This is a genomic window from Actinoallomurus sp. NPDC052274 (genome assembly GCF_040679475.1).
GTDB classification, from domain to species: Bacteria; Actinomycetota; Actinomycetes; order Streptosporangiales; family Streptosporangiaceae; genus Actinoallomurus; species Actinoallomurus liliacearum.
In genome coordinates, this window is sequence record NZ_JBFAUT010000014.1 from 97,257 (window position 1) to 119,547 (window position 22,291).

Annotated in this window: 1 protein-coding gene (running past both ends of the window); it reads right to left on the minus strand. The window is 73.1% G+C overall.

Every position in this 22,291-nt window falls within one protein-coding gene, locus AB0K82_RS14990, for a protein-glutamine glutaminase family protein, read on the minus strand. The gene is 48,216 nt long; 16,047 of those nucleotides lie to the left of the window and 9,878 to its right, leaving coding positions 9,879–32,169 in view — codons 3,293 (partial) to 10,723 (complete); reading right to left, the first codon wholly in view occupies positions 22,288–22,290. Both codon boundaries (start and stop) fall beyond the window edges.

Here is a 22,291-nt window from a genome sequence, read left to right on the forward strand (position 1 = left end):
CCGGCTGAAGTCCCACTCGCCGGTGAGGCTCGCCTCCCCCGCCACGTTCCCGAACGCCAGGTCGAGCTGTTCCCAGCCGAAACCGTGGGAGTCCTTGGTGCTGATCCTGTTCTCCAGCAGGAACAGGTAGATGAGACCGAGCACGAACGGATCGGAGGTGGCGCCCATGAACCGGGACGGCCCGAGGTCGCCGGACAGGTCCAGGGCGCCGAAGAGGTCGCGGAGCCACCCCGGATCGAACGGCCCGTCGGTGGTGTACTCGCCGTTCAGGATCTCCTTGAGGTGCGCCTTGACCATGAACAGGCCGGCGAACGCGCTCACCTCGCGGTCCGCGACTCCCGCCGGGCCGGTGAAGTCCTTCAGCAGCGCGGCCGCCGCCGGCGTCAGGCCGGTCGCGTCCAGATGGAAGACCACGGCCTGCTCCAGGGCCTCGGCCGGCGTCCACTTCTCGCGGAGCATCACCTCGCGGGGCGACAGGTCGGTGGCCGAGGGCTGTTCGGCCTCCGTGAACGGCATCAGGTACGCCGTGGCCTTCTGCCCGCGCAGGGGCGGCAGGGTGACGTCGCGCCGTCCCTTGGCGATGTTCCCGATCCGGCCGGAGTGCTGGAACTCGATCTTCGCGTGGAGGTCGTAGGTCACCTCCCACACGTCCAGCAGCCCGGGGATCTCGAGGAGTTGCGGGACGTTGCTCAGGAAGCTCACGGCGTCGGTGGCCCCGACGGTGCGCTGGTACTCCACCCCTAGGAGGGCCGTCTTCAGGAACCGGAACAGCGTCTTGAACTTGATGCCGATCGCGATCTTGCGCGTGTGGGTCACCGACTGCCCGGCGCTGTCCATGGCCATCGGCAGGTTCGCCGTCGTGTAGGCGTCCGTCGACCGGAGGTACTTCGGCGGCGCCTCCACCCGCTCCGTGATCCCGATCGTCACCTTGGCCGAGTCGACGTCGAGGTCCATGCCCGCGCCGCCGCGGCGCAGGCGCAGGGTGAACGTGTACTTGTCCTGGTGCGCCACGTCCCAGTAGGAGCTCAGCCCCCAGAGCGAGATCCACTTGCGGAGCTGGTCCTGGCCGTCCAGCCTGCTGAGCACCTTGTTGCCGTGGGTATAGAAGTGCTCCCCGGCGAACGGGTCATCGTCGTTCTCCGGCAGGAAGCCGTGGGCCTTGAGCCGCGTCGCGAGCGCGTCGTACAGGGCCTCGACGGTCGACTCTTCGGGCTGCGCCCAGCCGGTGCCGATGCCCGTGCGCTTCAGCAGGTACGCCGGTGGCCGCTTGGTCTCGGGATCCTCCGTCCGCCGGCCGGTGTCGCGGAGCGCGTCGGCGCGGTAGGGCACCGTCCTGCCCTCGGGCGCCGTCTTGAACGCCTCCCTGTCGACCGGCAACCCGTGCTCGAACGCCTCCGTCTCGGTGGCCCGGACGAGCGCGCGGCTGCGGACCACCGGCGTCCTCGTCAGGCTCGAGGGCGACGTCGTGGCGCCGCGGACGTGGGCCACGCCGTAGAGACCGAACTGCATGTCGTTCCCGGTGGTGTGCCCCGTGGCCCTCGGCACCACGACGTTCAGGCCAACGCGGCCGCCGGAGAGCGACTCGGAGTTCGCGTCGGTGAACGGCGCCGCCACGCTGATCCCCAGACCGAACTCGTCGGCCTGCAGCGGCAGCGGTGCCAGGTCGAACTCGACGCTCGGCACCGTCCACCTGGTCGAGTTGGAGAGGCTGTGGCCGCTGCTCATGCCGCGGATGCCGGTGCGGACGTTCTCGATGTGGACCTTGTCGCTGGTCGCGCCGACCCGGCGCGCCTGGGGCAGCCGGTCGCCGTGGAGCCGTACGACCGCGAGCACCGAGCCGCGCTTGTCGTGCAGCGTGAACGGATAGCCCTGCTTCCGGTCGTTGATCGCCTTGTCGAGGTGGGTGTTCAGGTTCCACAGCTTCTGCAGCAGTTCCGCGCGTGGCTCACTGCCGATCCTCAACTGCAGCCCCTGTGCCGCCAGGACGCCGATGACCTCGTCGAACAGCTTCGGCAGGTTCGTCAGGCCCGAGGCGTAGAAGTGCGGCGGCAGCTTGGTCGACTTCACGCCCGCACCGGTCGCGGTCACCTGGTCGGGCGCCGTCGCCTTCAGGTACGGCTCGGGCATCCACAGCAGCAGCTTCTCGGTGCCCGGATCCTGGATCCGGAACGGCCTGATGTGCTCCCAGTCCTGGGCCAGCCCCTTCTTCGGGTTGGCCCGGATCTTGAGCGCGATGTTCGGCGTGTAGGCCACCAGGTTCGAGTCGATCCGGGCGTCCTCCACGTGGCCGCCCTCGGCGTCGGCGATGTGGCTCGTGCTGCGGTTCGACTGGTTCGCGACGCCCGACACCCCGACGCCGACCTTGACGACCTGCAGCACGAGGTACGGCGCCGCGCCGATCCCGAACGTCAGCGACAGCGCGCCTCGCGTCGCCCCCGTCTGGCCGGCGTGGGTCTCGACGTGCGCGCCGGTCGCGTACGCGGCGTTGATCGTCTCGTAGCCGACGTTCTCGCCCTCCGGCGCGGGCAGGGTGGACGGCCGGGTCGTGGAGCCCGCCATGTTGTCGACGGTGTACGGGTCCGTGGGGTCGAACGTCACCAGCAGCTCGACGTCCCCGAACGGCACCATCAGGCCGCTGGTGTTGGCGTCGTCGCCGCTGTCGCCCAGCGTGTACGTGAAGTTGCTCACCAGCCGCTGCACCAGCCCCGCCATGTCCTTCTCGGACGGGGGGAACCCGTACGCGGTGAGCGCGCGCCGGACCGCCGTGAGCACCTGCGCCATGTACGGCAGGCCCACCCGCGGCACCCCGATGGACCGGGCCGCCGGATCCACCATCACCGGCCGCATCACCGCCCGCTCCGGTGGGGCCGGAGGCGTGCCGTGCGCCCCGGCCGCCGGGCCGGTCAGCTCCGAGTGGATCGGCGTGCTCGCGGACTCGCCCGGCAGGTACATCCGGAACCGCCCGACGTAGGCCCCGTCACGCGAGGAGGACGCGGACTCCGGTCCCCGCATCGCCTCCTTGCCGCTGCCGACGGCCGTCAGCGTGCCCTTGGCCGGGTCGAAGCGCACGCCGCGCGGCGCGGCCAGCACCGGCCCGCCGCTCAGGTCCGCCAGCGACGTGGCGACCTCACCGGAGCCGGGCATCAGCAGGAACGGCTGATGCCCGGAGGCGCGGGCGGCCAGCAGCCCCATCAGCGTGGTCGGCTCGATCGGCCGGCCCCCGGCCATCAGCGCGCCGTTCTCCACCCGGCCCAGGACGAACACCGTCTGCGGCGGCACCAGGTCACCCAGCAGCGCGACCGTCGCCTCGTCGAAGGCCACGTCCCTGGGCGCTCCGGGCAGCCAGAGCGCCACCGGGCGGTCGTCCACCACGCCCACGCGCGCCTGTCCGAGCAGCTCGTCCAGGGACAGCGGCTCCGCTTCGTCCTCGGACTCCTCCGATTCGAACTCCGCGCCGCTCTCCTCCGAGGCGGTGGTGTCGCCCTGCTGGTCGGCCCACCGGACGTGCCGCACGGGGGCGGGCGGCGCGACCTGCCGGTGGTCGCCGGTCACGCTCTCGACCTCGTCCTCGGAGGACTCGGAGGAGAGGTCCTCCGCCGGCTCCTCCTCGGAGATCTCCTCGACCGGCCCCCGCACCACCGTCACCGGCATGGGGTTGCCGCTCGACGACGCCCCCGAGATCCCGGTCACGCCCGGGATGCCTCCCGCGGCGTCCGAGCCGCCCCGCAGCCTGGGCATCTTCGCCAGGTCCCCGTCGAAGGCGATCCAGTGGGCGAGGTCGTTCGCCAGGCCCCTGGGGTCCGTGGGGCCGGGCGGCAGCTCGGGGTCGCGCAGCGCCTGCTCGACCCGGGCGCGATCCACCGGGCCGCCGGTGTACCCCAAGGTGCGGAGGACGGCGTTGACCTCGATGACGTGGAAGTCGGACACCTCGGTCCGCTGCCGCAGGCTCCGGTAGGGCGAAGACGGCTGAGCGTCGTCGGCGGTGCGGGGCCGGGCGACGACGAGCGTGTGCCGGCCGTTGTCGAGCGGCGCCAGTCCCACCCGGGAACGCGTCTCGCGCGGGGCGGCCGAGCCTGCCAGGAGGACGCGGTACCTGGTGGCGCCCGCCGGGTCCGAGACCACCGCCACGGCCCCCATCCGGGACGGGCCGATGAACCAGATCCACGTCCCGGGCGGCAGGTCGTCGGGGATCCGGTCGACCTCCTCGGCCAGCCGGTCGGGTCGTTCCTCGATCGCCCGCAGGACGTCTTCCTCCCAGGTCCGGTCGCCGGCCTCCGCCAGGAACCGGACCGCCGCGCCCAACCCGCCGCGGGCGACGTCCTGAACGGTCACGGGCCGGGCCGGCGCGCCGTGGGTGAGCCAGAAGACCGGGATGAAGTCCGCCAGCGGGCCCAGCGGCGTCCAGCCCTCCACCTCCGCGTCGGACGGCCCGATCCCGTGGTGGCCCTGCTCGTTCCGGTAGAGGTAGGCGTCGTCCGGCACGCCGCCGCGCCGCGCGGTGTCCAGGCTGACGATGGGCGGCCGGGGGGTGTCCGTCAGCGCGGCGATGCTCGCGCTCCGGTCGACGAGCCGGTTCTCGAACGCGAGCAGGGCCTGGTCGAGCGTGGGCCGCGAATGCGCCTCCGTCCGCCGCGCGACCTGCCCGGCCAGGCCGGAGCTCAGGTGGTCCGTGACGGAGGCGAGCGCGAGGTCGCGCACCGAGGTGAACGACCTGACCTGTGACCGTGGCCCGTCCAGCCCGGCGGGCGGGTCGAGCAGCAGGCCGTTCCGGTCGAGGTCGAGGGAGTACAGCCGCCCGGCGTTCTCCGGGGGCCGCACGGGGAGTCCGGACACGGCCTCGAACCACCGGATCTCGCCTCGGTCGGCGACCACGGTGAACCGCCCGGCGGTGCCGTCCGCGCGTGTGGTGACGGCCAGGGCGACCGCGCCGTCCCCGGCCGCCGACAGCGTGTCGTGCAGCCCCTGGACCGCCTGCTCGATCGACGGCGCCGGCCGCCGCCGGTACGCCAGGTTCACCCGCCGCCCGTCCAGGGCGGACTCCGACGCGGTGAGGCGGTCCATGGCCTCCTGCACGGCCTCCGCCGTCCAGCGCGCCGCGTCGCCGGCCCCGGCACCCCGCCCGGTGACGCGCAGGTCGGCGAGGACCTCCTCCGTCTCCCGGTGCCCGTGACGCGCGTCCTCGAGGAGCGGCGTCAGGTAGGCCGTCGACTCCTCGTGCCGCTCCAGCAGCTCCCGCTGCTCGGCCTGCCGGGCCTCCAGATCCGAGATCCGGGTCCGCAGGCCGTCCAGCGCGGTCCGGTCCGGGGACAGGTCCAGGATCAGCCGCGTCCGCTGCGTGTAGAGGTCGTCCAGGGCACGCTGGAGGTCGTCGAGCACCCGCTGGGCCCGGGTCGTCTCCCCGGCCGCCGCGGCGTGCTCCGTCTCGATCCGGGCGACGATCCCCCGCCAGGCGGCGGCGGCCCGCACGGCCCGGCCGAACAGGCCGGGCAGCGCCGGGTGCGCCGCGCCCATGCGCTCCTGGCGCTCGGCGATCTCGGCCAGCACCGCCTGCTCGAAGGTCCGCTGGTGCGCCCAGGAGGTGCGGTACAGCCGGGCGAGGTCGATCGGGTCGAGCCCGTGGTCGGCGGCGGCCTGCCGGGTGTCGTCGGTCCAGAGCCCGGCGTTCGACGCGTCGTCGGCGGTCAGCGTCAGATCGTTGAACGTGGTGGGGTCGAAGGCGTACAGCCGGCCGCTCGGGTCGGCCCAGTGGCTGCGCACCGTGCCGTCGGGCCGGGTGACGTCCAGCCGGACGTGCGTGGCCAGCTCCCGCGCCACGTCGCGGGCCAGGTGGACCGGGTCGAGCGAGAGCAGCGCGGCCTCCGGCGGCAGCGCGGCGGGCGCGCCGGCGGGGTTGTCCGGGCGGAGCGCGTGGACCCGGTTCACCTCGTTGATGATCGCGGTGATCTCGTCGTCGACCGAGCCGGTCAGGCCGTCGAACAGGCGGGCGTCCGGCCTGGCGCTCCGCTGCTCGTAGACCTCGGGGACGGCCGGCGACGGCAGGTACGGGTCCGCCGCGCGCGCGGCGGCCAGGTCGTCGCGGATCGTCCGCGCGGCCCAGTCGAGGATCGCCCGGTAGTGCAGGACCCGCGTGTTCGCGCCGTGGGTCAGCACGAGCGGGCCGCGGGCGCCGCCCTGCTCCCGGAGGTGGCTCACCAGGGCCTGGTGGGCCTGGGAGGCGGCGTACTTCGGCCGCGGCCCGGGCTGCGGGTGGGTCGGGTCCGGGCGGTACACGGCCGCGTCGGCGAGCAGCGGGGCCAGGTCGAAGCGGGGCGCGGTGTTCAGGCGGGCCCAGGCGTTCGGGTCGACCCGGTCGCGCAGCGCCTGCCGGGCCTGCCGCTCGTTCGCGGCCAGCTCCGCGCGCAGCTCCTCGTACTGCGCCTCGAACATCTCCACGTACACGTCGCCGGTGACCGGGTCGCTGCGGACCGGGGCGCCGACGGGCTTGGGCTTGTTCGGCGTGAGGAGGTGGTGGCGCATCTTCTGCGCCTCCAGCCGGAACTGGCCGCGCAGGCGCACCAGCAGCTTCGAGCCGTACTCCTTGACGTCCTGCTCGCGCCGGTAGTTCTCGGTGCCGGCGCTGTTCTGGTTGGCCGACGTGACACGGCTGCCCCCGTGGTTCAGCGCCCACGAGTCGTCCGGACGGTGCGGCGGCGCCTCGGTGCCGGGCGGCGGAGCGGGCTGCGGGTTGATCGTGTCGGTGCCACCGAGGCCGTAGTCGCCGGTGCCGCGCGTCAGGTCGCTGCTGTTGTTCGCGGTGGTCCCGCTCTGGTGCTTGATGTAGCGGCCGACGCCGCTGCCGTCGGCCATCCGCATGACGACCTGCGCGTCGAACAGCTCCCCCTGCAGCGACATCGCCGCGCGCAGGTCGGAGTCGCCGGCCCGGAACAGGTCGGGCGGCAGCCGGTACTTGCCGCCGCCGGTGGCCTCGAGCACGTGGTTGACCAGGTGCGACCGCGACAGCAGGAACGGCAGCGACTGGAAGGACCGTACGCCGGGATCGCCGGCCTCGGCGCCGAGCGCCTTCTCGTACCAGCGCGGCCCCAGCAGGCCGTCCAGCAGCTTCCGGGCGGCGGGCAGCAGGCCGTCCGCCGTCATGCCGACGACGGCCAGGTTGCGGTTCAGCTTCGGCAGCGGGAGGAGGTTCCGCACCTGCTCCGGGCCGTGCAGCGTGCCGCTCTCGGCGAGGGCGTGCGGCAACTGGAAGTCCAGCGTGCCGTCCACGGTGGCCCGGGCGGTCGCGCTGTGGTGCGTCCACCGGTCCAGTCCGCCGAGGAGCAGGTTGTCCAGGGGGCGGCCGGCCATGTCGAGCCGGTCGACCTCCACGATCAGCCGCTGACGGACCCGTACGCCGTAGTGGTTCGCCCAGTCGTAGTCGGTCATCTCGCTGACCGCGTTCTCCGCGCGGGTCGTGCCACGGTGGTGCCCTTCGGCCGTCTTGATGTCGGCCGAGCCGCTGGCGTTGGTGCCGCCGGCGCTGAACTTGGGCAGGACGAGTGCCTGCGAACCGTCCCTTGACCTGGACTGGGCGGTGCCGACGTAGCCGTGCGAGTAGACCGCGAGGCCGGTGTTCCACCGGTAGTCGTGCACCTCCGGCTCGGAGATGCGCTCGGCCCTCAGCCGGACCCTGACGACGTCGGTCAGCACCGGGCCGACGGGGTTGACCAGGTAGAAGGTGAAGCCGTTCTGGGAGGGCAGTTCCTCCCAGAGCATCTGGTCGCGTCCCTCCGCCAGGATCGCCTGCAGCAGGTCCACCCCGCCCTGCATACGGCCGATCCGGCGGCCCTTCCCGTCCCAGAGGAGCGGGTCGGCCCCCAGCAGGCCCGGGGCCGCCCGGTCGATCTGCTGCCGGACGATCTGCTCCGTCGTCCGGCCGTCGTCGTGGGTCCAGCGGTGGACGCCGTGGTGACCGAGGAAGAAGCCGCCCGGGTCCGTCCTGGTGAGGTACTCCGGCAGCGTCATCCGGTCGAACGGAAGGCGCGGGTGCGACAGCTTCTGGCGGAACGTCGCGTTGAACCGGTCGCGGATCTCCAGGGACGTGATCGGCACCGCGCCGACCGTGTGCAGGCCGGCCAGGATGCCCACGAGCGGCGCCCGGTTCACCGGCAGCCCGGAGGGCGGCTCGGGGACCTCGGCGTGCCAGCGCATCAGGAGGCGCGCCACCACGTCGCCGCTGAGCCGCAGATCGCCGTCGAGCCAGCCCCTCAGCACCTCGCCGAGCCGCTGGTCGGTGAGCGGCGCCCGGTCCTCGGCGTACGCGACGACGTCCTCCGGCATGTCGGGCGCGGTGAACGGGTCGTGCGGGGCGCCGAGCCGCCGCCCGAACGCGGTGTTGAACCGGTCCCGGACCCGCTCGTCCAGGATCGGGGCCGCGCCGACCTCGTGCAGCCGGACGAGCGTGCGGACCAGCTTGTCGCGCCCTACCCTGGCGTCCTTCGGGAGGGTGGGCACCTCGCTGTGCCAGCGCATCAGGATCTTCGCCGCGAGGTCCCCGCTGAGCTTCAGCCTGCCGATGTGCCAGCGGAGCATGGCGTCCCTGAGCTGGCGGTCGGAGATCGGCAGGTGACCGTCGGCGTACTGCGTCAGGGCCTCCGGCTCGGGCAGCGCGAACTCCACCAGGCGGGGCCCCACGGTCTCACTGTGGTGCGTGCTGCCGCTGGGCAGCAGTTTGGAGTGCTTCTCCAGGCGGCTCCGCACGTCGAAGTTCACCGTGCTCCGGAAGAAGTACACCCGGTTGAAATCGAGCTGCAGGAGCTCCTTGCCGCCCGTGCGGCCACTCGTGCGCGAACGGTTGAACTGCCAGTGCCGGTTGAGGTCCGTCTCCCCGGTCAGGTGGGCAGGCCCCGCGTCCCCGCCGGCCGCGAGGTCGAGCTGCTCCCAGGTCACGCCGTGGGAGCTCGTGGCGGTGGCCTTGCCCTCCATCAGCTGGAGCTTGATGATGCCGGTGACCGCCTTGTGGGCGCTGGCGCCCGCGAAGCTGGCGGGTCCCAGCTTGCCGCGGATGTCGATCGCGCCGAGCCGGTCGCGGATCAGGCGGGACTCGAAGGCGTTCTCGGTGGTGTACTGACCGCCCAGGAGCTCCTTGAAGTACGACCGCATGGAGTCCGTGCCGGCGAAGGTGTCCCGCAGCGAGGACGCCGTTCCCGCCGGATCGGTCAGGTGGCCGAGCCCCTGGACCGCGTCGCGGACGCCGGTGGTGTCGAGGAAGGTCACGACGCCCTGCTCCAGCACGCGCGCCGGCGTCGGACCGCTCGACGTGGGGCCGCCCTCCTCGGTGACCGGCAGCGTGAACACCCGTGCGGTCTCCCCCGGGAGCGTGATCGGCGGCGGGTTGCGCCGGCCCGCGAGGACCCGGCCCTGCTTTCCCGAGTGCTGGAGCTCGAAGCCGATCTCCAGGTCCCGCGTCACCTCGAACTCGTGGGTGGGCCCGTCGAACTCCATGAGCTGGGGAAGGTTGGTGAGGACGTTCATCGCGTCGCTCGCGCCGGCGCTCCGCTGGTACTCCAGGCCCATGACGGCGCCCTTGAGCACCTGGTAGAGGCCCCGCACCTTGAAACCCAGCGCGATCTTGCGCGAGTGGGAGACGGACATGCCGGCGCTGCTCATGCCCATCACCAGGTTGACGATGCGGTAGTCCTCCGCGGTGCCGAGGTACCGCGGCGCCGAGCCGGTCCCGCGCGCCTTGATAGTGATCTTCATGGAGTCGACGTCCCAGTCGACTCCCATGCCGCCACGCCGCTTCTTCAGCGTGAAGACCATGCCGTCCTGGTGGACCTGGTCGAAGTGGGTGCTCAGGCCGCGGTCGGAGGCGAACTTCTCGATCTGCCGGCGGATGTCGGCCTGGCTGTCGAGCTTGTTGCCGTGGCCGAGCAGGGAGTAGTCGGCGAACGGGTGGTCGTCCCGGGCGGGCAGGAACCCGTGCGCGCGGGCCACCGTCTTGATCGCGTTCCGCACCCGCTGGACGGTGCCCTCGGACCAGAAGGGCAGGCCCGTCCCGACGCCCTTGGCCTGCGCGAGCCACGGCGGCGGCGCCGGGTGATCGGCGGGATTCGCCGGCATCGCACGCTGGCCGCGACGGCGGATGTCGCCCTCGACGTACGGCCGGGTGCCGCCCGTCTGCGCCCCCTTCAGCGCCTCCGCGTCCACCGGCAGACCGTGCTCGTACGCCATCGGCTCCGGCACCCGGACCAGCGCGTTCCCGTCGATCGGGCGGGTCGTCCCCGGCTGGGCGCTGCCGCGGACGCTGACCGTGACCCGGTGCCGGAACGACATCCGGTACGCGCCGGTGTGGCCGACGTAGCGCGGCACCACGACGTAGAGGCCGACCTTGCCCGCCGAGATCGAGTCCGTGTTCGACGACGTGTAGGACAGGTTGACGGACACGCCCATGCCGACGTCGGTGTTGTGGAACGGCTGCAGGCCGAAGTCGAGGCTCGGGAGCGTCAGGGTGCTGCTGTTCGTGAGGCCGTGACCGCCGCTGGAGCCGGAGATGAGGGTCCGCACGTTCTCGACGGCGGACTCTTTGCTGGTGGCACCGACCCGGACCGCGCCGGCCGGCAGCTCGGAGCGGACCGACACCGTGGCCACCGGCCGCCCGTGCTCGTTGTGCAGGTCGAACTGGTACCCGCCGTCGGCGTTGTTGACGGCCGCGTCCAGATGCATGTTGAGGTTCCACAGCTTCTGGAGCAGTTCCTTGCGCAGTTGGCCGCCCACCGGCAGGTCCAGTCCGCGCTGCCGCAGCTCCGCCACTGTCGCGTCGAACACCTCGGGGAGGTGCGACAGGCCGGAGGCGAAGAAGAAGGCCGGCAGCCTCCCGGTCTTCACCGCGGCACCGGTCGCGGTGACCTGGGCCGGCGCGGTCGCGAGGTAGCTGTCGGGAACCCACACGAGCAGCTTCTCGTCGGTCGGGTCGTCGATCCGGTGCACCGGAACGGTGTCCCAGCCTCGGGCCGACCCGACGCGGACCTGGAACGACCACTGCCCGGTGTACGCGAGGAGCGTGTGGGCGCCGTCGGCGACCTCGACGTGACCACCCTCGGCGTCGGCGATGTGGGTGGTGGACCGGTTGGACTGGTTGGCGGTGCCGGACAGCGAGACGCCGACCCTGACGACCTGGAGCGCGAAGGGCGTCGCGCCGATGCCGAAGGACAGCGAGATCGCCCCACGCGTCGCGCCGGTCTGCCCGGACACGCTCTGGGTGTGCGCGCCGGTCGCGAAGACCGAGTTCACCGTGCCGCCGGCCTTGTGCTCGCCCTCGACCGGCGGCAGGTTCGACACCTTCCGCGTCGAACCGGCCGGATTCTCCACCTTCTGTGGATCGGTCGCGTCGAGCCTGACCAGCACCTCGGCGTCGCCCATCGGCACCTGCAGCCCCCCGAGCAGGTGCGGGAAGTTGGCCAGCAGCCGCTGCGGGAGCAGGTCGACGTCCTCCTGGGTGTAACGCGCTCCGGCCCGGTCCAGCTCCTGCCGGATACGGGCGACGACCTCCAGAATCTGCGGGAGGTCCTCGCGCGGAACACCGGCCCGGACGACCATCGGGTCCACGGTGACCGGGGTCATCCCCGCCGACCGCGCCGGTGCCGGCGGATCCGACGGCTCCGTCGGCACGGGCGGTCCCGGCGGGGCGGGCGGCGCCTCGCCCTCGGTCTCGGCCTCGGCGTCCGGGGGGAACGGCAGCGGATCCGGCTCGACGACGGACTCCGCCTCGCGCCCGCTGTCGACCGAGGTGAGCGGCTCCGGGGTGATCTCATGCTCGCCCTCGACCGAGGTGAGCAGCCCCGGGGTGACCGGCAGGCCCTCCCGGTCTCCCGGGATGAACATCCGGAACCACGCCTCCCGGCGGGTTTCCTCCGTCCCGGTGTCTCCGGAGGGACGCGAGACCAGGTCGCCGGTCCCCCGGTCGAACACCGCCTCGTGCGGAGTGGCCACCACCGGCCCGTTCAGCGCCCGCGACACGGGCTCGGCGAGGCTCGCGCCGTTGTCCATGACCAGGAGCGGGTGCAGGCCGGGTGCCAGCCGCTCGACGGCCTTCGCCATCGCGTAGGCCTTGAGCTCCTGCTCACGGGCCGTGGCCAGGCCGTCCTGCGCTTCCCCGACGACCAGCACCATCCCCTCGGGCACGACCTCGCTCAGCCGGGAGAGCGTCTCGGCGTCCCGTGGCAGCGCGGACCTGCCCTGGCCGGGCAGCCACAGCGCCACCGTCCGGTCGCCGGCCCTGCCCCACCGGGTCTTCGCGACCGTCTCGGCCGCCGACTGCTCGCGCAGCACGAGGTCGCGCGCGAGGTCCTCGCCCGCCGTGTGGCCGGACCGGGCGATCTCGGCGGCGACCAGTTCCCGCCATTCCCGCGGCGCCCGTTCGAGGGCCGACCCGCTGAGCGCCGCCCGGACGATGGCGTCGGTCTCCCGCCGGAGCTGCGCGCGCCGGACGTCGGACAGCAGGCCGAGCGTCGCGCGTGCCCGGCCGAGATCGAACCGGGCGGCGCCGGTCAACTCGTCGAGGAGCCGGGTGTCCGGGAGGCGCGGCAGGCCGAGGATGTCGGCCGCCAGGTCGGCGGCGGCCCGGTGACCCGCCCAGGCGATCTCCGCCTCCGTCACCAGCAGGACCCGCTGAAGGCCCCGCGCCGCCGCGCTCTCGTCGTCCAGGGTGATCCCGGTGAGCTGCCGGATGATGAGCCGGGCCTCGTGGCGAATCCGCGGGTGGTCGGCCTCTTCGTTGTTCCGCAGCAGGCCGGCCGTGGTCCGGGCGACGTTCTCCCGGGCCTCGTCGATGAGGACCCGCGGCACGAGCGGCTCGTCGAGGTCGTGCATCAGGTCCCGCGCCAGAGCCTCACCGGCCGCCGTGCCCGATCGGGCGATCTCGGCCGCCACCAACAGGCCCGCCTGGTCGACCCGCGAGACCTCGCCACCGGAGTCCCGCACCGAGGGGCCCCGGCCGCTCAGGTCGCCCACGAACATCGACGCCTGCCCCATGACCTCGGCACGGCTCCGCTCCGACAGCCCGGCCAGGACCTGCCGCGCGCGGCCGAGCGGGGTCGAGGGCACGGTCTCCCCCGCGTTGGTCGCCCTCCGGGCGCGCTCGCGGTACGAGGCGTCCAGGTCGCGGGCCAGGCGCTCACCGGCCTCCGGACCGGACCGGGCGATCTCGGCCGCGACGCGCAGCCCGGCCCAGTCCTCCCACGGCACCCGGCCCCCGGGGTCCTGGAGCGAGGGCACCCGGCCGCTCAGGTCGCCCACGAGCGTCGACGCCTGCGCCATGACCTCGGCACGCCGTTCCTCCGACAGCCCGGCCAGCACCTCCCGCGCCCGGCCGAGCGCGGTGGTCGGCGCGGGCGGAGCGACGGACGCGGGAGGGACGACCGTCTCCTCGGGGGCGGGGAGCGTGACCGTCTCCTCGATCGCGGGAGAGGTGACCGACTCCTCGGGCGCGGGAGGCGTGAGCGTCCCCGCGGACGCGGGAGAGGTGGCCGTCTCCTCGGCCTCGATCCTCGAGGTCGGCGGGACGGTGGCCGGCGGTTCGACCTCGCCCCCGGCCTGCTCGGTCGGCGGGACGGTGGCCGGAGGTTCGGGCTCGGCGGTGGTGCCCTGAGGCGCGGGCGGGCGCTCGGTCACGGAGGCGTCCGCCTCCGTGCTCGTCTCCGGCGCGGACGTCGGCCGCGTCGGCTCTTCGAGCATCGTGACGGTGCCGTCGCCGGAGCGCGTCTCCAGCAGCCCGCCGGTGCCGCCCGCCGACGGCGCGCGGCCGCCGCCCTCGGTCCGCGTGTCGGTGACCTGTCCGAGGGTGACGATCCTGGCCTTGGCGAACAGCGCAGGGGGCTGGACCCTCGCAGGCCCGCGTTCCGCCCGCAGTCGCTGGGACTCCGCGCGGACGTCGTTGTCCAGGCCCGGAATGCCCGCGCCCCTGCCGTCCCCCTCGCCGAGCATGTGGCCGGGGCCCGCGAACGGGTCCCTCGACGGCCGGGGCCGCTCGGCGATCACCGGGTCGGTGAAGGTCTTGGCCAGGCCCGCGAGGTGAGCGTCCGCGTCGTTCCCGCCGAGTCTCCGGCCGGGCGAGGAGACCGCGCCGGTCTCCGGCGCCTGCTCGCGCGAGTACAGGTCGGTGAACGTCATCGCGTTGCCGGCCCCGTACCCCTTCCGGATCCCGGCCGCCGGGCGCGCGGTCCGGCCGGCCGGACCGCGTTCATGGACCGACGCGACCTCGCCGGACGACTCGCCGGTGTGGACCGGCAGGCTCTCGCCGGACGACTCGCCGTCGCGGGCCGGCACGACCTCGCCGGTGCGCAGCCGGTATCCCGGGGCCGCCATCGGATTCCTCGGTCCGGCCGGCCGCGCGCTCTCGTGCGGGGCGGTGAGCGTGTCCCGGTGCGCGGCCGCCCACGCCGCGCGAGCGCCCCGCTCGAACCCGGGGATCCCCGTGCTCTCGCCCGTACCCGGCTCATGGCCGAAGAACCGGTGCCGGCCGGTCGGGTCGGTCCAGCTCAGCAGCATCCCCCGGTCGGTCTCGGCGGATACGGGGGGCAACGCGTCGTCGGTGAGGGTGTGGGGTGGTGTGAGACCACCGTCGGCCGACCCCTCGGAGCCCGAGGGAATCCCGGACGGCGGCCCATACGTCCCCACGCCGCCGGGCGCACCGCCGGCCGTATTGAAGTAGGGCGCGTCCGGATACTCCGACGCCGGCACGTCCCAGGTCAGCGTCTCCTGCGCGGGGAAGTCCTCCGTACGGCCGTCGGGATGGACGACCCGCCACGCGCTGGGCCGGCCATCGGCCTGCGGCGCGAGGTGGAAGTGCCCGGACGCCGTCACCGCGACGCCGTGGGTCACCCGGTGCATGACCATGCCGGTCTCGTGGGCCGTCGAGTCGAGGTCGTCCCGGCCCGTCCGCACGGGAGTGCAGACCAGGACCACGTTGTCGGTGTACCCCAGGCTCGCGAGCCGCCGCGCCGCCGCCTTGACGAGGTCCACGCGCCACGCCAGGTCGACGCCGTGGCCCGCGGTGAACGCGGTCCGTCCCGGGTTCGTGAGCGGCGGGGTGAACCGCGCTCCCTGCAGCCGTCCCTCCGACCAGCGCCAGACGATGCCGGTCATCTCGCGCAGCCCGCCGTAGAACGACGCGCGGAGGGACCAGTCGAACGACGGGAAGAGGTGCAACCCGACGAGTTCCCCGTCGGAGTCCGTGATGCGCTGCCACGGTTCCTCGCCCGGTGCGGCGGTGAAGATCCGCCTGCGCGAGGTCGGCGTCCAGGACGCCCGCGTCGTCAGGTCCCGCTCGCCGGCGCCTTCGGCCGGGGCGGGAGCCGGCACGTCGTACGTCAGCAGGTGCGGCGGTGTCAGGTCGGCGAGCAGCTCCCGGTCATCGGTGCGCTCGCGTGGGCCGAACTCCTCGTCGGTCCAGGCGTACTGGTCCGCCGCCTCGCCGGACAGCACCTTCTTGGGCACCGTGGAGCGGGAGTCACCGCCGAGGCCCGCCCAGCGCCAGGCCCGCAGCACGTCGAACAGCGGCTGCGACGTGGCCGTGCCCCAGGAGATGGCCGCCTGGAGGAACAGCCGTCGGTGTTCCGGTCCGAAGCCGAGCCGCCGGTAGACGCGGAGCAGCCATTCGGTCTGGTCGGGGGGCAGGAGATGCACCTGGTAGCCGCGGACGTCGCGCATCTCGGTGCGCCACTCGTCGCTGCGCTGCTCCCGGGCGTGCGGGACGTCCTTCCACAGTTCGGTCAGGGCCGCGTGGTGGTAGTGGACCGCCTCGTGGATCCCGGTCATGACGTCCTGGAGCGTCCACTCCGAGTCCTCGCCGAGCAGCCGTTCCAGCTCGGCCCCCGAGGCGACGCGGAAGCCGCCGGCGGCGGCGTCGGCTCCCATGCGGCGGGCGAGCGTGACGTACAGACGGCGGGCGGCGTCGCGGGCGGCGTGGACGACCTCCGGGTCCGACCCCAGTACCCGCCCGAGGGCGCGCTCGTACACGGTGCGCGCCGAGGCCCAGGAGGGAGAGTCGTAGACATGCCCGAACCTGACCGGCGATTCGGGGAGGTCGTCGGTGTCCTCCGGGCGCGTCAGGTCCGCCGGGATGTCCTCGGCGGTCGCGGGCCGGGCCTGCGGCGCGCTCGTCCACCGCGGCCAGTCCGGCGGCGGAGACGGCACCGGCGCGGGCTCTTCCACCGTCGTCTCGGACGGCACGATCGCCTCGCCGGCGTTCGCGGACAGGGAGGTACGGGCGAGCGCGTCGGCCAATTCGTCCACCGACGGCTGTCGGCCGTCCTCCTCCGGCGGGAAGAGTCTGCCGGCCAGGTCGTCATGCCGTGCGCCGAGCACGTCGCGGAGCGATCGGTCGAGGTCGGCGTAGCGCGCGAGCGTACCGCGACGCGGGCTGGCGCCCCCGAGCTCGGTCTCCAGCCGGAGTGCCGCCTCCTCGGCCGGTGTGCCCGCGCTCCGCAGCTCCTCCAGGACGCGCCCCGCGTGCCGGGCGTACCGGAGTTCCCGCATCGCCACGGCGTGCTGGACCAGAGTCCCGGCCTGCTCGCGCAGGCTCGCGTCGGCATGGGCCAGGTTCCCCGCGCCGGAGAACAGGGGATGCGCCTCGGCGTGCGCCTCCGTGACCGTCGCGATGGCCCGGCCCGTCGGGTGCGGCACCCCGTCGGAGAACCACCAGGAGGCCGGGGCCTTGTCGAACTCCTCCCACAGCGCCGCCTGAACGTCGTCCAGATCGCCGGTCAGGAAGAGGTTGCGCGGGTTGTCGGGATCGACGCCGATGGCGGTGAGCCACTCGCCGGCGGTCAGCGGCCCGCGATCGAGCGCCGTGTCGAGGACCATCCACTCCGGACGGCCCGCCACGTCGTGCGCCCACACCACCACGGCGATGTGATACGCCCAAGGGATCCGCACCGGGCCGAGGTGGCCCGGCAGGTCGCCGGAGCGCAGGCCCAGTGCCCCGTACCCGGCCTCCGCCTGGGTGACCATGATCTTGCCGACGGGCGCGCCCCACTGGAGGAGTCGCAGCGCGGCCAGATGAGCGCGCAGGTAGCAGCCGTCGGCGACGTGGTCGCTCGGCACTCGGACGGCGCCGAGCTCGGAGTGCTGGAAGGTCAGCTCGGTCAGCAGGTCGTACCATCGCGCGACCTGCTCGTACGCCACCGGCTCCGGCCGGGTCGCGCCGAACAGGTTGTGGGCGGCGGCCAGCGGCCAGACCTCGTTCCAGCGGTGCCATGGGGCGTCGCCGTGCTCCCGCTCCCAAAGATCGTTCAGGTGCCGGTCGATGGACGCGCCGTAGCGGGCCTGGTAGGCGTCCTGCACCGCCCATGCCTGCGGCAGGTCCTCGCCGAGGAGGCGCAGCAGAGCGAACGCGCCCTCCGCGTCCTCATGGTCCACCAGCACCGTGTGCAGGTTCTCGGCGAAGGCCTGGACCTGGGGCAGCGAGGCCGGCGACGTCTTCGGAGCGACCGCGATCGGGCCGGGCGGCGGAGCCCCGAGGGTGAACTCCGAGACCAGGCCGAGCATCCGGAGGACGTCCTCGACGAGTTCCTCCGGCGCGCGTCCCTCCACGACCGCGTCGTCCATCGCCTCGGCCAGTGAGGTTCCCCCGGTCCGCTCCTGGAACGCGGCGTCCAGCGACTCGGCCGTCCGGCCGTCCCCGAGCGAGCGGCGCAGGCGCAGTTGCTCCACGACCGCGGACCGGTCGACCGGGTCGGCGGCCAGCAGCGAGGCGAGGCGATCGGCGTAACCCTCCTCGGACGGGCCGGTCAGGACCACAGGATGGGCCGGGGAGGACGCGCTGACCGGCCGGGCGGAGAGCGGCGCTGTCTGGTCCGAGAGCGGGATGAGGACGGCCGGGCCGCCCTCATCCCCCGCCGGCGTCAGGTGGAGGCTCGAGGGCCCGCCGACGACCTCGTAGATCGACGAGGCCGCGACGGTGTCCGCGGCGCCGCTCTGCTCGGTGGTCACCACCATGGCGAAGGCCGGCGCGCCGGACGACTCCAGCGGGTGGTCCCGCAGCACGCCGGTCGCGTCCACCACCGACTCGATGGTCTCCAGGTACCGCGCCGGCATCTCCTGGGCCGGGTCGAACGGTCCGCCCGCCATGAGCCCGTCGAACCTGACCGCCGAACGCGGCTCCGTCCGCCGGATCCCGTCGCTTCCGACGACGGTGAACGTCGCCAGCCGCCGGAACAACGACTCCGAGTCCAGGTTCTCGTCCCGCAGCCCACCGGCGTGCGACGACTCATGCGCGAGCACGACCAGGAAGTCGCGCAGGCCCCAGTGCCGGGCGTCCGGACGCGTCAGCTTCAGGTCCGGGGCCTCCGCGGTACGCCCGGGGCGGATCTCGACGGCCTCCCCGTGATCGGGGGCGACGACCAGCTTCACCGCCATGAACAGCTGGTCACCCGACCGCGGGAGCGCGTATCCCCGGTTCACGTGCTTGTCGTAGACGCGGTTCAGCGACGACTGGAGCGCCCTGACGTCGGCCTCGGTCACGCCGAACATGGGCTTGACCGGCAGCGTGACGACATGAACGCGGACCCAGGTCCCGTTCTCCGCCTGGACGCGCTGCACGTTGACCCGGACCAGCGTCTCCCACGCGGAGTTCTTCCCCGACTCGCCCGCGAGGAAGTTCGCCTTCGGGTCGTACCGCTCGGTCGCGACCTTGACCACCGGCGCGTCGAACCGCCGGTCCAGCCACTGATCGGGACTCGCCGGCCGCTCGACCTTCGCGCCCGGCTCCTCCACCGGAACCGGCATACCGTTCCGGGGGTCGGCGTCGGTACGGGTCACCGGCCACGCCGGCGCCGCGGAGGTCACGGTCGTGGGGAGGTCGAGGAGGGCCAGCGCCTCCTGGATCTCCTCCACCGTGGTCCGCTGCAGGAACCCCGGACCGGACGGCAAGGTCGTCGGCCGCCCTGGCTCTCTCTCGGGGAAGTTCCAGTTGTTCAGGACCTCTTGGCGGCCCTGAGCGTCGCGGGTTCCCAGCGCCAGCGCGACGTGGTTCATGTCGCCGAACACCACGAGATGCCCGGGCGCGATGTCCCGCGTCGTCAGTCCCGTCCGGGGATCGATGGGATGACGCGTGAAGCCGCCGGCCGTCATGAGGTCTTTCAGTGTGCCGAAGTACGCCTCGTCCAGCGCGTCCGCCAACGCCTCGTCATCCGACTCCCCGGCCTGGCGCGCCCGGTAGACCACTCCGATCGCCGCCCGGGCGGCCTGCTGATGGATGCCCTCCACCCACGTCCGGTCGACCGCACCGGTCCAGGAGGCCGTGTAGAGGAGCGCCTCCCAGCAGTTCATCCTGCTCTGGGACGACAGCGCCGGTTCCTCGCCGCGGAGCCACCGGGCGAAGTCGTTGGTGAGGCCCGCCGGCTCCATCAGGAGCTTGAAGCCGTCCTCCCCATCGGGCCCCGACTGTGACCACTCGTAGAGACCGACCGATTGCCGCGTGGCCTCCAGGACCCGCCGCTTCCAGTCCAGGTCCGTGGCCGGAATGAGCGGAAGGACGTCCTCCGCCGCGGCGCTCGCCGCGGGCCGCAGGTCCAGGGGCGCGGACGGACCGGCGTGGGTCGGCGGACCCGTACGGGTCAGGCCGAGCCCCTCTCCCGCGGCCCGATTTCGCAGCTCCCGAGCGTGCTCGTCGGGGAACCTCCCCTCGTGGGCCACGGACGTGCGGAGTTCGTCCTCGCCGAAGGGGGCCAGGTGCTGGTACCGGTCCCAGCTGTCCACGTAGTCCAGCTTCGGGTCGTGGTCCCGCAGCTCGTTCAGGGCGAACTGGAAGCCGCGCATCACCTCGTGGAAGCTGTGGTGCTTCTGCTGCAGCATCGCGCCGATCAGGGCCGCGCGCAGGAGGCCGAGGTCGATCGTCACGCCCCGCCAGCGGCGGGGCATCCGGAGGAGGTTGTGCGCGAACAGGTACGCGGAGCCCGACGTGCCGGTCATGACCAGTCCTCCGCCGGCCTCCGACCGCTGCTGGAAGCCGCTCTTCATCAGCAGCTCGTGGTTGCTCGAGGCGGGGATCCAGGGCAGGGACTCCCCTTCGCCGACGAACGACCGTTCGGCGTCGCTGAGCGGCGGCCGTACCTGCGAAGCGGGCTGATCGGTGGCCAGGAGCTCTCTCATCGCCGCCGTGATGGCGGCCCCCTTGGCGTCGGGATCCAGGTCCGAGGCCCCGATCTCCGCGAGCCGTCTCTCATACTCGACACGGGCCGGGGTGTCCACCCGGTCGGCGCGCTCGGTCTCGATCTCCGGGTGCTGCAGGTTGTCGCCCTTCAGCAGCTGCGGGATCGGGCCCTTGCTCACCCCGTTGAACAGGAACGTCACCCGCTCACGCAGGTTGCCCGAGTCGACCACCTCCTGCAGCCGCTCGGCGGACATCCCCACGGCGCCGGCCAGCCAGATGTCATCGCTGCCGTACTGCGACCGGCGGCCTTCCGGCGTGCGGTCCCAGATGTCCTTGACGATCCGGCCGAGGTGCTCGTTGACCAGCGGATGCTCTGACAGGTAGACCGCCAGGCGCTCCTCGTACCGGATGGCCTCCTGGAGGTACCGGATCCGGGCCAGGATCGGTCTCGGGGCGTCCTCGGGGACGAAGGGCTCCGAGCCCGACGACGGGGCGTGGGCGGCGGCGTGCGGCGGCGCGTCGTCCTGACGGCCCACCACGTCCAGGTCCGGAACGGCGGTTCGAGGATCCGTAGCGGACGTCCGCTCCAGCGGATCGGCGGTCAGCGGGCCGCGCGGTTCTCGCCCCGGCTCCTGGTCCGTGTACTCCGAGGCCGGAGCCAGCGGGAGATCGCGTAGAACGACGGTGGTGTCGACGACGTCCTCGATCGTCGCCAGATGACGCGCCGGCATCTGCTGGGACGGATGGAACGGCGCCGCCGACATGATGCCGTCGCGCTTGACCGCCGGAGACGTCGCCGACCGCCGGAACACCGACAGCAGGTCGCGGTACTCATCGACCAGTCCGAGGTAGTGCAACACCTCGTGCAGCAGGAGGAGGACGTCGTCGCGCCGACCCCACTGCCGGGCGGCCGTACGCGCTGTCACGCCCGGTCCCAGTTCGACGGCCTCCCCGTGTTCGGGGGCGACGACCAGTCTCAGGTCGACATGCAACTGGTCGTTCGACTTCGGCAGGGCGTAGTAGCGCTCGTTGACGTAGTGGGTGAGCTCGCGGTTCAGCTCGTCCTGAAGGGCCGCGACATCCTCGGCACGGAGGCCGCCGACCGGCTTCACCGGGATGACCGTGACGTGGTAGCGGACCCACTGGCCGTTCGGGGCCTGGATCCGCTGCACATGCTCCCGGACGAGCACCTGACGCCCGATCCTCGGATCGCCACCCTCCGGAGCGGCGTGTTTCAGGAAGTCCGGGCCCGCGTCGAACGCGCGTTCCGTCGCCACCGAGGTCACCGGCGCGTCGCGCCGCAGATCCTTCCAGGTCGCGAACGGCGCCGGCTTGGCGACCTGCGCGCCCGGCTCGGAGACTCCGCTGGTGGCACCCGGTACGGCCCAGGCGGGCGCCACCGACGTGACCGTCGGTTCGCTGCCGAACTCCTCCAGCAACTCCTCGACCGTCGTCAGCCGGAGGTGCCCCTGCCCCGGGAGTTCCGCCGCCGAGGGGCGCGAGTGGCTCAGCACCTGCTGGCGACCATCAGCGTCGCGCGTGCCGAGCGCGAGGGCGACATGGCGGGCGCCGCCGATCGATACCCAGTGACCACGGGGAATCGGCGGCACGAGACTCAGGTCCGGACCGAGGCGGTGCTCGGTGGGCCGGCCCGAACTCGACAGGATCAGAAGCCGTTCGGTGTAGGCCCGATGCGCCTGTCCGTACGCCTCGGCCGGATCGCGCCCGGAGGTTCGCGCGGCCTCGAAGGCGGCGAAGGCGGCGTGCGCGGCCGCGTCATGAACACGGACCAGCCACTCCCGATCCACCGCTCCGGCCCGGTAGGCCGTGAACAGAACCGCCTGCTCCGAGTTCATCGAACCCACCGACGTCGGCTCCGGGCCGGTCCCCCGGATCCAGCGCACGAAGTCGCCCGGCCGGCCGGACGGGTTCGTCTCGGTCATCCGGAACCCATCGGCCGGGTCGAGACGCGAGTCGCCCCACCATTCAAAGGACCCGACGGACTCCTCGCCAAGCCGAGCGACCAGGTCCAGCGCGTCGTGGGTGGCCTCCGCCGCGAGCCGGTCCTCGGCCCGCGGGGCGAAGGCCCCTGGGTACAACGGGTTCTCGTTCCACCCACTCACCACGGCGTACGGATCCGGGGACGTCATGGCACGGAGGGGTCCG